This is a genomic window from Candidatus Pseudothioglobus sp. uisw_070, from assembly GCF_059512545.2.
In genome coordinates, this window is sequence record NZ_CM183456.2 from 1,836,543 (window position 1) to 1,849,269 (window position 12,727).

Genomic DNA, 12,727 nt, shown 5'->3' on the forward strand with positions numbered 1-12,727 from the left:
TTTAGTGTGTAATTTTAATGTTTTTGGAGTCAGGTTTAGCAAATATAAACTGAAAATCACCAATTAGGTTTTCAAGAAATCCCGCTTCACAGTAGACTAGGTAAAAAACCCAAATCCTTATAAAAGGATCTGAAAAACCAAGCTCTCTCACTTGCGGCAATACATTTTCAAAGTCTTTACGCCATATCTCGAGTGTCCTTGCATAGTGAAGAGTTATATCTTCAGAGTCAACCATAATTAAATCCGTTTTATCTTTGATGGCTTTCTCAACTTGTGACATTGAGATAAGACATGAGCCAGGAAAAATATATTTTCTGATAAAGTCTACCGAATTTTTATAGGCATTAAAGTCTGGGTCGTTATATGTTATTCCTTGAAGCGCCATTAAACCATTTTTCTTTAGCAATGAAGAGGCCTTTTCAAAGAAGCCAGGCACAAAGTCAGACCCAACAGCCTCTATCATTTCAATTGAAACAACCTTATCAAAAACACCCTCAAGCTCTCTATAATCTTTGTTTAGTAAGGTTATTTTATTATCTAAATTCTCCTTACTAATCAGCTCAGCAACATAATTAAACTGATTGTCTGATATAGTCGTAGTGGTAACTTTACAGCCATAATTTTTGGCTGCATGTGTTGCAAAGCTTCCCCATCCCGTTCCTATTTCAAGAACATGGTCACTACTATTAAGGTTTAGTTTTCGACATAGCCTATCCAGCTTTTCTACCGAGGCATCAAGCATACTTGACTTCTTGTTTAGAAAAATGCCGCTTGAGTAAGTCATGGTTGAGTCGAGCCATAGCTTATAAAAATCATTACTCAAATCGTAGTGTGCCAAGATATTACTCTTGCTTCCTTTTAAGGTGTTTTGTCTAAGCCTATGGATTATTTTAGTGATTGGATTTGTTAATCTTGCAAGTCCAGATTCAAGCCCCTCCATGGTTTTTTTATTTCTAATAATGATCTGAATTAATTCAACCAAATTATCTGCAGACCAATAACCAGCAGTGAAGGCCTCTGCTGCGCCATTGGTGCCGCCACTCCCTAAAAAAACATAAAACTCTTGAGATGAAACAGTTAAGGTTGCCTTAAGCTCTGATTTTGGAATGCCAAATACGTGAATTTCAGAACCATCAATTATTGTCAGCTCACCAGTTTTTAAGCCTTTCAGCTTTTTAAATAAAATCCTTTTAAAGAAAGAAGTCATTCTAGTGCTTCTTTGCATTTCTTGAATATTGTTTGCTAGGCCATCAACTGAAAGCCTGTCTTTAGTTTGAGTTTCTTGAGTCATAGTTTGTCAGGATGTGTAAAAAATGGCGCTCTTTTTATATAGAGTATAAATGCTTGCCAATGGATTCTATATACAACCATCAGGGTGATAAATGGAAACCTGGAAATTGCCTTAACAAGCCCTGCATTTGAAAATGCACGCCTCTTTAAGTCAAGCGAAACATTAAAAACCTTTTCACCATCTTTAAAGTTTTTCATTTTTACATTTAGAGAGTCTTCAGGCTGTGAGAAAAACCACTCATAATCATGGTCCATCCCCCAAAAAGGGCTTACATGTAGTTGTTTTTTTGGAGAGGCGATAAACCCCGTCCTAGTATTATTTTCTGTCTGCTCTTCAATAATGTAGGCATGCCTTTCTTTCCATGGTGTGTTTGTTACTTCAGCCATTATGGCCTCAACCTTTTGGTCTAAATCATCAAAACAGTAATAAAAACTGACTGGATTAAAACAATGCCCAAAGTACCTCAAGTGCGTCAGGAGTCTAATTGGCCCATTAAAAACTTTGCCAGTTTTTTCATGAAGCGTTTTTCGAACCGCACTATCTAAGTCTAGGCCTGGGTCTCCATGGTAGTCCTTCCTTTTAAATGAAACAAGCGCAGGCTTATTAATGTTCCAAAGAAGTGATGGCTTCATCGTAGACGCTAAAGACGAGATATCAATATAGGCCATAAAAATTGGGTATGAAAAAAACCGCTTAAACGGGATGTGTCGCTGATGACTAATCGTACCCCAATAAAGTTGGTGATTTTTAGAGAGCGTCATAAGGCCTTATCAAAAAAACTACAAACATCAAGGGCGCTGTTAACACCATCCTCATGAAAGCCATTTCCCCAATATGCCCCGCAATAAAAAGTGTTATTTACACCACTTATTTTATTCTTTTCTTTTTGTGCTTTAACGCCCTTGACCGTGAAAAGAGGATGGTGGTAGACTAAAGTCTTAATTATTTTGCTTGTGTCAACATCCCCATTACTATTTAGGGTTACTAAAAAATTAGTCTTCGACTTTAATGATTGCAAAATATTCATGTTATAGGTTAGCGTCACCGGCTTACTTTGATCACCGCTCAAAAGGTAGTTCCAACTAGACCATGTTATTTTCTTTTTAGGCAATATAGAAGAGTCTGTGTGCAGCAGTGCCACATTTTTTTGATAAGGCAGAGAGCCTAAAATTTTAACTTCTTCTTCACTAGGGTCCTCTAATAATGCCAATGCTTGATCGCTATGTGTTGCAAATATAACTTTATCAAACTGATGAGAGGCAAAATCCTTTCCATAAAAAACCTCAACACTATTTTTGCTTCTTATAACCTTGGAAACAGGGGTTGAAAGCAAAATTTTATTTTTAAATCCTGCAATTATTTTTGGTATGTATGCTTTTGAGCCGCCCTTAATTACGAACCATTGGGGGCGATTAAATATTTGAAGTAGTCCATGGTTTTTGAAAAATCTAATATAAAAAACTGCTGGCATTTCTGTTGTTTTTTTCGCTGCTGTTGACCATATGGCAGCACCCATTGGAATTATATAGTGCTCAATAAAGTTCTTACTAAATTTATGGTTAATCAAAAATTCATAGATTGTTGTTGACTCGTTTAAATTATTTAGCTTTGCCACTGATATGCGATTAAATCTTAAAATGTCTTTAAGCATCATCAAGAAAGAAGGTCGAAATAGGTTGAGGCGTTGAGCAAATAAAGAATTTAGGGAGCCTCCAGAGTACTCTAGTTTTTGTCCTGGAGCCTTAACGCTAAAACCCATAGAAGTTTTTTGCGTGTCAACTTTAAGTTTTTGAAGAAGCTTTATAAAGTTTGGATATGTGTTTTCATTGTAGACAATAAAGCCAGAATCAATCAGCCACTTCTTTTTGTCTACCTCGATTTGATGGGTGTGGGTATGGCCGCCTATATAATCATTAGCTTCCAAAATGGTAATATCATGTTGTTTGTGAAGAAGGTGTGCGGCTGTTAAGCCAGATATTCCGCTTCCAATAATAGCAATTTTCATAGTATAAAATCAAATATGTATTATAGAGCCCCCCTTATTAGGCTAGATACATATCATAACCAACATCTGGTCACAATTATTTTAAAAAGGCATAATTATAAAGGGTGTTTTTTTGAGTTGTATGTTTTTTTAGTGAATAGGGGAGTAAGTCGCTGCCTATATAGGTAATTAGAGAAAATATGCTTTGCTTAATTCAAAAAAATATGGGATAATCGTCGCCTTTCAGCCAACATGAGCTGGAAAAAGGGCTAACTAAATCTTTATAAAGTTAGTATTTTAATGTATCACACAGAGCCCCAATATTAGCCAGGGTGCCTTTTTAATAAGGTTGGTTAATAGGCAATGTGGAAGTCTTAACCCAGGAGAAAAATATGGCGAAAGCGTCAATGAAAAAAATGTTAGAGGCAGGTGTTCATTTTGGTCACAGGTCTCGTTTTTGGCATCCAAAAATGGAGCCTTTTATCTACGGAACACGAAATGGTGTTCACATAATTAACCTAGAAAAAACTCTACCACAATTTAATGATGTCCTCAACTTTGCAAGCAAGACTGCTGCTGCTGGAGGATCAATCCTTTTTGTTGGCACAAAGAGAGCAGCAAGCAACATTATTAAAGAAGAGGCAATTAGATGTGGGATGCCTTATGTCAACCATCGCTGGCTAGGCGGCATGATGACAAATTATAAAACTATTAAAGCCTCTATTAAGCGCCTTAAGGATTTAGAGTTTCTTGCTGAAGAAAATTTTTCTCAGTTTACAAAAAAAGAAGCGCTCATTATGACTAGAGAGCAAGAAAAACTTGAAAGAAGTCTTGGTGGAATTAAAGATTTAGGCAGCATTCCTGATGTTATTTTCGTGGTTGATATTGGTCATGAAAAGAACGCGGTTCGTGAAGCCCATACTTTACAACTTCCAATTATCGGGGTTGTTGACACAAATCACAGTCCTGAAGGAATTGATTATGTCATAGCAGGAAATGATGACTCAATAAGAGCAATTGGTTATTATGCGAGAGAAATTGCTAATGCAATACTAGAGGCTAAAGCCTCAATTGTAGAAACCAAAGCTGCAGTTAAGAAATCTGCGCCTGCTGCTAAGACTGAAGCACCTGCTGAAGAAAAGAAGCCTGCTGCTAAGACTGAAGCACCTGCTGAAGAAAAGAAGCCTGCTGCTAAGACTGAGGCTGCTTCTGAAGAAAAGAAGCCTGCTGCTAAGACTGAAGCGCCTGCTGAAGAAAAGAAGCCTGCTCCTAAGAAGCCTGCTGCTAAGAAGCCTGCTCCTAAGAAGCCTGCTCCTAAGAAGCCTGCTGCTAAGAAGCCTGCTGCTAAGAAGGCAGATACTGAATAAATAGCTATACAAAGTATATATAGGAGATAAATTATGGCAATTACAGCCGCTTTAGTTAAAGAACTAAGAGAAAGAACTGGTGCAGGCATGATGGACTGCAAAAAAGCATTAGTCGAAACCGATGCAGATCTAGAAGCTGCAATTGATTTAATGCGCGCATCTGGGGCAGCAAAAGCTGCAAAAAAAGCTGGTCGAGTAGCCTCTGAAGGACTTGTAAGTGTTACTATTAGTAAAGATAAAATGCATGCTGCAATTCTTGAAGTTAACTCTGAAACAGACTTTGTAACTAAAGGCTCTGCCTTTATTGATTTTGTTGACACTTTAGGCGCCCTAGCACTAAAGAATAAACCAGAATCTGTTGAGATTTTTTCAGAGCAAAAACTAGACTCTGGCGTTACTGTTGATCAGGCAAGAGAAGAAATTATCGCTAAAATTGGTGAAAATATTTCAGTTAGAAGAGTTCAAATTGTCAGCACTGAAAGCGGAGTTTTAGGCGCATACAAGCATGGTGAGCGAATTGCTGTACTCACAGTATTGTCTTCAAATGACGCCGAACTTGCAAAAGATATCGCTATGCATATTGCAGCCTCAAAGCCTGAATGTGTAAGTGAAGACCAGCTCTCAACTGAACTTCTTGAAAGAGAAAAGGCAATTTTTATAGAGCAAGCTAAAGAAAGTGGAAAGCCTGACAATATTATTGAAAAAATGATTGTTGGGAGAATGAAAAAATTTGTCAATGAAGTTACTCTTTACGGCCAATCTTTTGTTAAAGATCCAGACACTACCGTTGGCGCTTTAGTGAAATCTAAAAATTCAGAAGTTGAGTCTTTTATTCGCTATGAAGTCGGTGAGGGTATTGAGAAAAAACAAGATAATTTTGTCGAAGAGGTTATGGCTCAAGCCCAGAACTAAGCTTTAAGATCTTCAAAAAAGGCGCCTTCGGCGCCTTTTTTATAGTTCGAATTTACAACTCCTACATACTAGCCTTATCTTTAATAATCAGCTTCATTATTGCTGGCATCAAGAAAAAGTCTGCCAATACTGCTACCAAAATTGCACTGGCTGTTAAAACACCAAAGTCAAACATGTTGTTCATTTGAGAAAAGGTCAGCACAAGGAAGCCAAGAGCGAGGACTATAGAAGTTAGTGTAATGGCTCTTCCAGTGCCAAGCAATGTAAGCCTTACTGCCTTATCAACATCATTATATTGAAGCTCATATCTTCTAAAGTTATGCATAAAATGAACAGTGTCGTCCACCGCAAGTCCAAGTGCTATAGCGCCAATCAATAAGGTAAACATGTCAAGAGGCATTTTAAAGACAACCATAATTGTTGAAAGAAAAATTATGGGCAAAATATTTGGAATCATACTAATGAGGCCAATTTTTACATTGCCAATTAATAACACCATAAGAATAGTTATTAATGAAAAGGCAAGGACATAACTAAATGCACTACTATAAATCGCCTCTTCAAAAGTTACGGTCATCAGAGTTCCAATGCCAGTGAAAGTAACTTTAGCAAGGGAGCCAAACTTTTGGTCTAAGTAAACCTGTGCATTGTCTATAAAAATATTCGCCTCAAGTGAGTCAATAAAAGGAGTTTTAAGCGTTAGCCGGGCTTTAGAATAATTTGCATCTACAAGGCTCGAAAGGTCATCATTGCCACTGCTTTCAAAAAGCAAAAACTCCTGTGCAATAAGATCAGGATCATCAGGAATCGCATAATACTCTTCACGATTTTCGTTCAGCGCTCTATTTGTTTCCTTGATAACATCAATATAACTAATAACTTTTCCAACAAACATGTTTCCTGTTGAGATAGAATTTATATTTTTAGAAACGTCATCAATCACCTTTAAAAGCTCTGGGTTATAAAGTCCATTCGTTTCTCCGGTGTCAATAATAACTTCAAGCGTTAGAGAGCCCTTAAGATTTTCGTCAACTGCCTCAGTTGCAATGCGGGCAAAGTTGTCTTCTGGAAGCCATTGAAGTGGAAAATGAGAAAACCTAAGCTGTGATGCAACTATAGCTGCGCAAATAATTAATACAGCACTTACCGACACTATAAGTTTTGGGCGTCCAGTTGCGAATACACTTATTCCAATAAGAGATCTGTCCATTAAGGTTTGACCTTCTTTATCTAAATTGGTCTTAAGGGTTTTAACTCTAGTTATAGATATTAAAGCAGGCAGAAAGATGAGAGTAAAAACTAAGCCAATCATTACGCCGCTGCTAGCAAAAACACCAAGATCAGCTACGGGCGCAACTCCAGAAAAAGAGAAGGACCATAACCCAACAGCTGTAGTAATAGAAGTCATTATAATTGCCAAGCCAGAGTGGCCCATTGCATACCTCAAGGATGCCTTCTTATCATTTGTTTTTGAAAAATCCTTATAGAAAACAGCTAGCAAATGTATGGACGCACTAGTCACCACTGCCAACAAAAAGGTTGGCATAATCTGGGTAGCCATTGTGAAAGGAGCTGAAAATACCGACATTAATGAGACGGTTGTTATAAGGGTAAGAGAAACGCAGGCTAATGGCAAAATCACGCCTGAAATTCGCCTAAATAGAGCAAATAAAACAATCATAATAACTATCATCATTAAGCTAATAAAGATAACTGAATCGTTCATTAAAGCTTGCTTGAAAATCCCCGCAATTGCCGCCGAGCCTGACAAGTATATTTCAAAATTCTCTCCATCAAAACGCTGCATAATGCTCTGGGTTTTTGCAATGATTTCGTCGTTCTCGGCATCTGTTAAATACACCCTCTGACCACCCAAGCTATCATCATCAAACTCTAAGCCATCATCAAACTCTAAGCCATCATCAAACTCTAAGCCATCATCAAACTCTATATTAACTGGCTCATTTGAAAGCCCATCATTCGAATATGTTTCTGTGTCAATCGTAACAGTAGTCATAGTAAAGTCTTCACTGTAAAGTGAGTTTTCATAGAGACTATTGCTAATGACTGTTTCTTTTAGTTTGAATAATTCACCCTTAGTTTCAGGGAGGCTGACAATTAAGGGCTCAACAATTAACTCGCCCTCGATTCCATAAGTATTTCTAGCATTTATTAGGGAGTCAACGCCCTTAATATTTGGAAGTTCGCTTTCTAGGGCATCATGAAAACTATCAAGCTTCTTTAAGAAGCTTAAGTCAAAAATATTTTCAGTTTTTACTGCAATCATTAACTTTTCATCTCTACCAAACTGATCTCTAAATATGTCATACTCAACACGCATTGGGTCTGTTTTATGTAAAAACCCTTCGGTAGTAGTGTCAATCTTTAAGGATGGTAGTTGTGAGCCAAGAGCGGCCACAAGAAGAAAAATAACTAGTACTGTTTTCTTTGCGTTTTCAAAAAGCCAATCAGAAAATACCTCTATTTTTGCTTCAGTTTTTGTTCGCCAATTCATTTTATTTTAAAGTTAGTTGCAATATTGAGTATATAGGGGGCTTCATACGAAACTTAAAGCCTGCATATTATATGTTAGACATTAAAGGGTAAAGCTGGAATTCTAAAGATAGAGGCTCAAGAATTAGATCAGCTTGTTTATAGCGGCTCTATGATAGCTTTTGGTTTGATTTCTTGGTCTTGATTATTTTTCATTGCTCGCCAAGAGACATAAAGGCCACTAAGAATAATAATAATTAACCCAAGTATCGCTTGAACATTTGGCAAAACACCAAAAACTAAATAGCTCAAAATAATGGCAACTACGATCTCAAAATAATTGAAGGGGCTTAGCTCTGAGGCGCTAGCAAACTCAAAAGCCTTGATAATCATAAAGTGCGAAGCTGCAGCAAAAAAACCCATTGCTGCCCCCATTAGAATGCCCTTTAAATCTGGAGTTGTCCAATAAGGCACAACAATTAACGACATAATAACTATTCCAACGATTGCAGAATAAAATAAAGTCAAAACTGGTGGCGCACGAAAAGATAGTTTTTTAGTTATGATAATATAAAGGGCATAGCAAAATCCTGCGACTAAGGCAAATAATAAAGTCGGATCAAACTGTTCACTATCGGGCTGAAGAACTACTATAACCCCTATAAATCCTATTAGAACGCCAACCCCAATAAATATATCAAAGCGCTCTCCTAGAATAAAGGGTGAGAGAACTGCAACAACAAGAGGAGAGATAAATAAAAGCGTAAGCGCTTCAGGGATATCGTTGGTTACAATGGCTGCAAAAAAGAATAGTGTTGCTAGCGTAAGCATCAAGCCCCGTAAAAACTGTAAGCCGGGCTTTTCAGGGATTGAAAATAACTTAACCTTTTGCCACATAATCATTGGCAACAACCAAACAGCATGGAAAAAAAACCGTGTCCATGTAACTTGTGTTACGTGATAACCTTCTTGGCTCAAAAGCTTAGCAAAAATATCTAAAAAAGGAACAATAGTCATCCCTAAAAGCATTAAGCCTATTCCTTTAAGTATTTTTACATTCGTAATTTTCATTAACTCTTAATTATGAAAGAATGCTGATTGTACATAACAACCTTAATAAACTGTATGAATAAAGCTTGAGTTAAAACAACTTAGTTTGGTGCCGTCGGACGGAGTCGAACCGTCACAGCTTGCGCTACAGCCCCCTCAAGGCTGCGTGTCTACCAATTTCACCACGACGGCTTTAATTAATTGCTGGGAATTTCGCTTGCGTCTGTATCAAGCCCATCATCACTCATAGTTGTCTGGGACATAATACTTTGGTCGGCCTCTGCTGAAGACCTTTCATTTGAAGCGAAGTAAGCAAGACTTATGCTGGTTACAAAAAAACCAATAGCCATGACTGCAGTTAATTTATATAAAAATGAATGCGCGCCTCGAGCTCCAAAAACTGAGCCTGCCGCCCCAGAACCAAATGCAGCGCCCGCATCTGCTCCCTTGCCGTGCTGTATTAATATTAGCCCGACTAGCCCAAGAGCCAATAGCACATGAATTACTAAAATTATTTGAAATGTCATATTAACCTGCCTTACATATTTGTAAAAAATCTTCTGCTTTTAGAGCAGCCCCACCAATAAGCCCGCCATCAATATCTGGGCAAGAAATTAACTCAACAGCATTACCTGCATTCATACTTCCACCATATAGTATAGGTGTTTTTTGAGCAATATTTTCACTACTCTCACCTAAAAGGTTTCGTATAAAAAAATGAACCGCTTGTGCTTGTTCTGGCGTTGCTGTCATGCCTGTTCCTATTGCCCAGACTGGTTCATAAGCAATAATAATACTGTCAAAAGACTCTATGCCAACTAGCTCTATAACAGCATTAATTTGCTCCGCAACAACTGTCTCAGTTTTTCCAGCCTCTCTCTGCTCTAGAGACTCTCCAACACATAAGAGAGGGGACAAACCAGCACCTAATGCAGCTTTCGTTTTTTCGGCAACGACCGAACTTGTTTCGCCGTATAAACTTCTTCTTTCAGAATGTCCAGCGATAACATGTTTTGCACCAAAGTCCTTTATCATATCCGCACTAACTTCGCCAGTAAATGCGCCTGATGGGTTTATGTTAATGTTCTGGGCGCCAAGCTTTAAATTACTGCCTTCTATCAAAGACTCAACTTGGGACATATATGGAAAAGGAACACAAACCAAAACCTCTGAATTGACGCCTTCCATTCCAGACAATATTCCATCAATTAGGCTCTTAACAGAGGCCTTACTGGCGTTCATTTTCCAGTTTCCAGCAATAATTGTCTTGCGCATACTTTATTAGGTCATACAAAAAGAGGGCAATGTTACTCTAAAACACGCACAAAATCAATTGTGAAATAGGCCCTAACCCCTCTCCAGTATTGTCTTTACTTAAGGCTTGGCATTTCACGCATAAACATGGCCTTTTGTATTTCTTGTTCCAGCTCCTCAAAACTTTGCGCGGCAAGGTGGCCTAAAAAGACTGCATCTGCTATTAAACCTGGAGACTCGGCATCTCCAATTAACTGAATGTGTTTTGCTTCGCCCTGTTCAGTATTATTTTCTTGCTCCACAAGCTGATCATAGAGCGTAGTGTTTGGAATGCGCTCTGTAACCATTACTAGTGATGAACATTTTAAAAGTGAAATCTCTCCGGTAAACACACACTTAAGATTAAGATTACTACCTTCAGCCTTATCTATGGTCTTATTGCAAATTACGTTAACGCCGCTAACCAAAAGCGCTTTCTGAATTCTTTTTTGTTCTAGAGTTGACTCTGTCCATGGAGATACAACGCTTGCTGGCGTTATAAAAATTACTTCGTGTTCATCAAAACTCAAATGGTCCGCAATTACCCCTGCCAAATATCCCTGCTCATCATCATAAACAACAATAGGGCCCCTCAAATTTGGGCTCTGCTTTATCGCCTCTTCTGGAGTAAGCACCTGAAGCGACTCTAGGCCCTGAACTGGTTTTCTTCTACTTCTGCCGACACCGTCTTTGCGCCAACTTGACCCAGTAGCTAAAAATATATTATTGATTCCAAGTTCATTTATATGTGAAAGAGTTAATTCGCTTTCTTTGTAAATTTCAATATTGTTTTTTTGCTGTATCTCATAAATTCTATTATCAGAGACTCGTTTCCAAGCAGAAAGCCCTTTAAGCCCAGACTCAAAAAGCACTCTGCCTCCTAATTTATTATCTGCCTCTGCCAACGTAACATGATAACCACGTCTTGCTAGCTGCATAGTGCATTCTAATCCGGAAGGTCCAGATCCAATAACAAGTGCTTTTTGATCTGTCTTTTTAGGTTTAATTGATTCTGGGTCCCAGCCCCTTCTCCACTCTTCTCCCATAGTTGGGTTTTGTGTACAACGAATTGGAACTGCAAAATTATCACTCGATACGCAAATATTACAACCAATGCATTCTTTTATTTGATCAGTCTTTCCAGCTTTTATTTTGTTAGGAAGATAAGGATCTGCTATTGAAGGTCTCGCTGCACCAATAAGATCTAAAGCTCCACGCTCAATTAGGCTAACCATTAGGTCTGGAGATGTAAGCCGACCAACCCCAACTACTGGCTTTGTTGTTATGCTTTTCACAAATTCAACATATGGAATTTGATAGCCCTCATTTGGCTCAAAACGAGAAGTTTGTGAGTCATTAGCCCAGTCGGAAACATTTACATCCCAAAGGTCAGGAATTTCAGCCAGCATTTCAACTACAGCTCTTCCTTCCTCAAAGAATTGCATTCCGTCTGAACCCTTAAGCTCGTCAACAGCAAACCTAAAAGCTACTGCGCAGGTGTCACCAACAGCGTCTTTAGTTTCCTCAAGCAACTCCCGTGTTAAACGAACTCGGTTTTCAATACTGCCACCATACTCATCAGTACGATCATTAATTTCTGGAAGCAAAAATTCCTGGGTAAGTGTCATGCCATGGCCCGCATAAACATAAATAATATCAAAACCAGCGGCTTTTGCGTTTAAAGCGGCGTTACGATGCCAGCGCCTAAACTCAGCAATGTCTTTCTTATTCATGCGCCTAGTTTGTTTGGGATAAACAAGATCTATAGATTGGCTTACAGGCGAAATAACAGGGAGCCTGGAATATAAGTTAGCAGCATGGTTTCCATTGTGGGCTAATTCGATTGCCGCAAGAGCCCCATGCTCATGAACAGCTTCTGTCATAAGACTTAGAGCTGGAATATCTCTTTTGTCCCATATTCTTTGTTCAACATATGGCGACAAATCGGAGGTAGGGTGTATTTCTGACTCCTCTGTACTAACGACCCCCCACCCACCTTTTGCTTTTAAGGCCCTCATAGAAGCGTGTGCTTGTGGCCTTTGATGCCCCATACCACAACAATGTGGAACTTGATAAAAGCGATTTTTTGTAACAACAGGGCCAATCTTCACAGGCTCAAAAAGTCTACTATAGGGGGTTTTTTTCATTAGTCAGTTTTCCGGCTTGAAGATCAAATTTTTTATCTTTTATTAGTTAAATTATATAGATGTGGAGTTAATAAAGAACAACAAATCCAAAGGCCTAAATATCAACCAAATCTAACAAAGGCTTTAATCATCTTTAGGCTTATTACAGGTATCATTAGAATATTGTTTTCCTATTTTAACCTTCTTTCTT

10 protein-coding genes and 1 tRNA gene are annotated in these 12,727 nt (G+C 38.3%); 2 read left to right on the top strand and 9 right to left on the bottom strand.

Annotation, left to right across the window (positions count from 1 at the left end; all coding sequences use genetic code 11):
- Position 1: 1 nt before the first annotated feature.
- Genes AC5YGD_RS09285 through AC5YGD_RS09295 form a run of 3 tightly spaced genes read right to left on the bottom strand, consistent with a single transcriptional unit; the run spans position 2 to position 3,296 of the window.
- The gene (locus tag AC5YGD_RS09285) at positions 2-1,291 is read right to left on the bottom strand and encodes a class I SAM-dependent methyltransferase (protein WP_496141536.1); all 1,290 of its coding nucleotides are present in this window, start codon (positions 1,289-1,291) and stop codon (positions 2-4) included.
- Positions 1,288-2,052: a DUF1365 family protein gene (locus tag AC5YGD_RS09290; RefSeq protein ID WP_496141537.1), complete on the bottom strand. Its 765-nt coding sequence runs from the start codon at positions 2,050-2,052 to the stop codon at positions 1,288-1,290. The genes AC5YGD_RS09285 and AC5YGD_RS09290 overlap by 4 nt, the downstream gene beginning before the upstream one ends.
- Positions 2,049-3,296: an FAD-dependent oxidoreductase gene (locus AC5YGD_RS09295; protein WP_271558708.1), complete on the bottom strand. Its 1,248-nt coding sequence runs from the start codon at positions 3,294-3,296 to the stop codon at positions 2,049-2,051. Before AC5YGD_RS09295 ends, AC5YGD_RS09290 begins: the two co-directional genes overlap by 4 nt.
- A 371-nt stretch (positions 3,297-3,667) precedes the next feature.
- Between AC5YGD_RS09295 and rpsB the strand changes: the two genes are divergently transcribed.
- Together rpsB and tsf are read left to right on the top strand one after the other, a co-directional pair.
- Positions 3,668-4,642: a 30S ribosomal protein S2 gene (rpsB, locus tag AC5YGD_RS09300; RefSeq protein ID WP_496141538.1), complete on the top strand. Its 975-nt coding sequence runs from the start codon at positions 3,668-3,670 to the stop codon at positions 4,640-4,642.
- A 33-nt stretch (positions 4,643-4,675) separates the two neighbouring features.
- Complete coding sequence (gene tsf, locus AC5YGD_RS09305; RefSeq protein ID WP_496141539.1) at positions 4,676-5,554, top strand: translation elongation factor Ts; 879 nt, start codon at positions 4,676-4,678, stop codon at positions 5,552-5,554.
- Between the two features lie 61 nt (positions 5,555-5,615).
- Here tsf and AC5YGD_RS09310 read toward each other — a convergent pair whose 3' ends face one another.
- The 6 genes from AC5YGD_RS09310 to AC5YGD_RS09335 all read right to left on the bottom strand — a co-directional run bounded on the left by AC5YGD_RS09310 (position 5,616) and on the right by AC5YGD_RS09335 (position 12,537).
- The gene (locus tag AC5YGD_RS09310) at positions 5,616-8,069 is read right to left on the bottom strand and encodes an MMPL family transporter (protein WP_496141540.1); all 2,454 of its coding nucleotides are present in this window, start codon (positions 8,067-8,069) and stop codon (positions 5,616-5,618) included.
- A gap of 137 nt (positions 8,070-8,206) precedes the next feature.
- A complete protein-coding gene (locus tag AC5YGD_RS09315) occupies positions 8,207-9,118 on the bottom strand; it encodes a DMT family transporter (RefSeq protein WP_416687017.1) in 912 nt (303 codons plus the stop codon).
- An 86-nt stretch (positions 9,119-9,204) separates the two neighbouring features.
- Positions 9,205-9,289: transfer RNA gene (locus AC5YGD_RS09320), tRNA-Leu, on the bottom strand.
- Between the two features lie 5 nt (positions 9,290-9,294).
- Complete coding sequence (gene secG, locus AC5YGD_RS09325; protein WP_416687019.1) at positions 9,295-9,624, bottom strand: preprotein translocase subunit SecG; 330 nt, start codon at positions 9,622-9,624, stop codon at positions 9,295-9,297.
- A gap of 1 nt (position 9,625) precedes the next feature.
- Entirely contained in the window at positions 9,626-10,372 is a 747-nt protein-coding gene (tpiA, locus tag AC5YGD_RS09330) for a triose-phosphate isomerase (RefSeq protein WP_496141541.1), read from the bottom strand.
- A 95-nt stretch (positions 10,373-10,467) separates the two neighbouring features.
- On the bottom strand, positions 10,468-12,537 hold the full coding sequence (locus tag AC5YGD_RS09335; protein WP_496141542.1) for an oxidoreductase: 2,070 nt from the start codon (positions 12,535-12,537) through the stop codon (positions 10,468-10,470).
- Between the last annotated feature and the right edge of the window lie 190 nt (positions 12,538-12,727).

Coding starts and splice junctions, on each gene's coding strand:
- AC5YGD_RS09290 (WP_496141537.1), bottom strand. CDS start 2,052: ATGACGCTCTCTAAAAATCACCAACTTTATTGGGGTACGATTAGTCAT.
- AC5YGD_RS09295 (WP_271558708.1), bottom strand. CDS start 3,296: ATGAAAATTGCTATTATTGGAAGCGGAATATCTGGCTTAACAGCCGCA.
- AC5YGD_RS09335 (WP_496141542.1), bottom strand. CDS start 12,537: ATGAAAAAAACCCCCTATAGTAGACTTTTTGAGCCTGTGAAGATTGGC.
- tpiA (WP_496141541.1), bottom strand. CDS start 10,372: ATGCGCAAGACAATTATTGCTGGAAACTGGAAAATGAACGCCAGTAAG.
- secG (WP_416687019.1), bottom strand. CDS start 9,624: ATGACATTTCAAATAATTTTAGTAATTCATGTGCTATTGGCTCTTGGG.
- rpsB (WP_496141538.1), top strand. CDS start 3,668: ATGGCGAAAGCGTCAATGAAAAAAATGTTAGAGGCAGGTGTTCATTTT.
- AC5YGD_RS09315 (WP_416687017.1), bottom strand. CDS start 9,118: ATGAAAATTACGAATGTAAAAATACTTAAAGGAATAGGCTTAATGCTT.
- AC5YGD_RS09310 (WP_496141540.1), bottom strand. CDS start 8,069: ATGAATTGGCGAACAAAAACTGAAGCAAAAATAGAGGTATTTTCTGAT.
- AC5YGD_RS09285 (WP_496141536.1), bottom strand. CDS start 1,291: ATGACTCAAGAAACTCAAACTAAAGACAGGCTTTCAGTTGATGGCCTA.
- tsf (WP_496141539.1), top strand. CDS start 4,676: ATGGCAATTACAGCCGCTTTAGTTAAAGAACTAAGAGAAAGAACTGGT.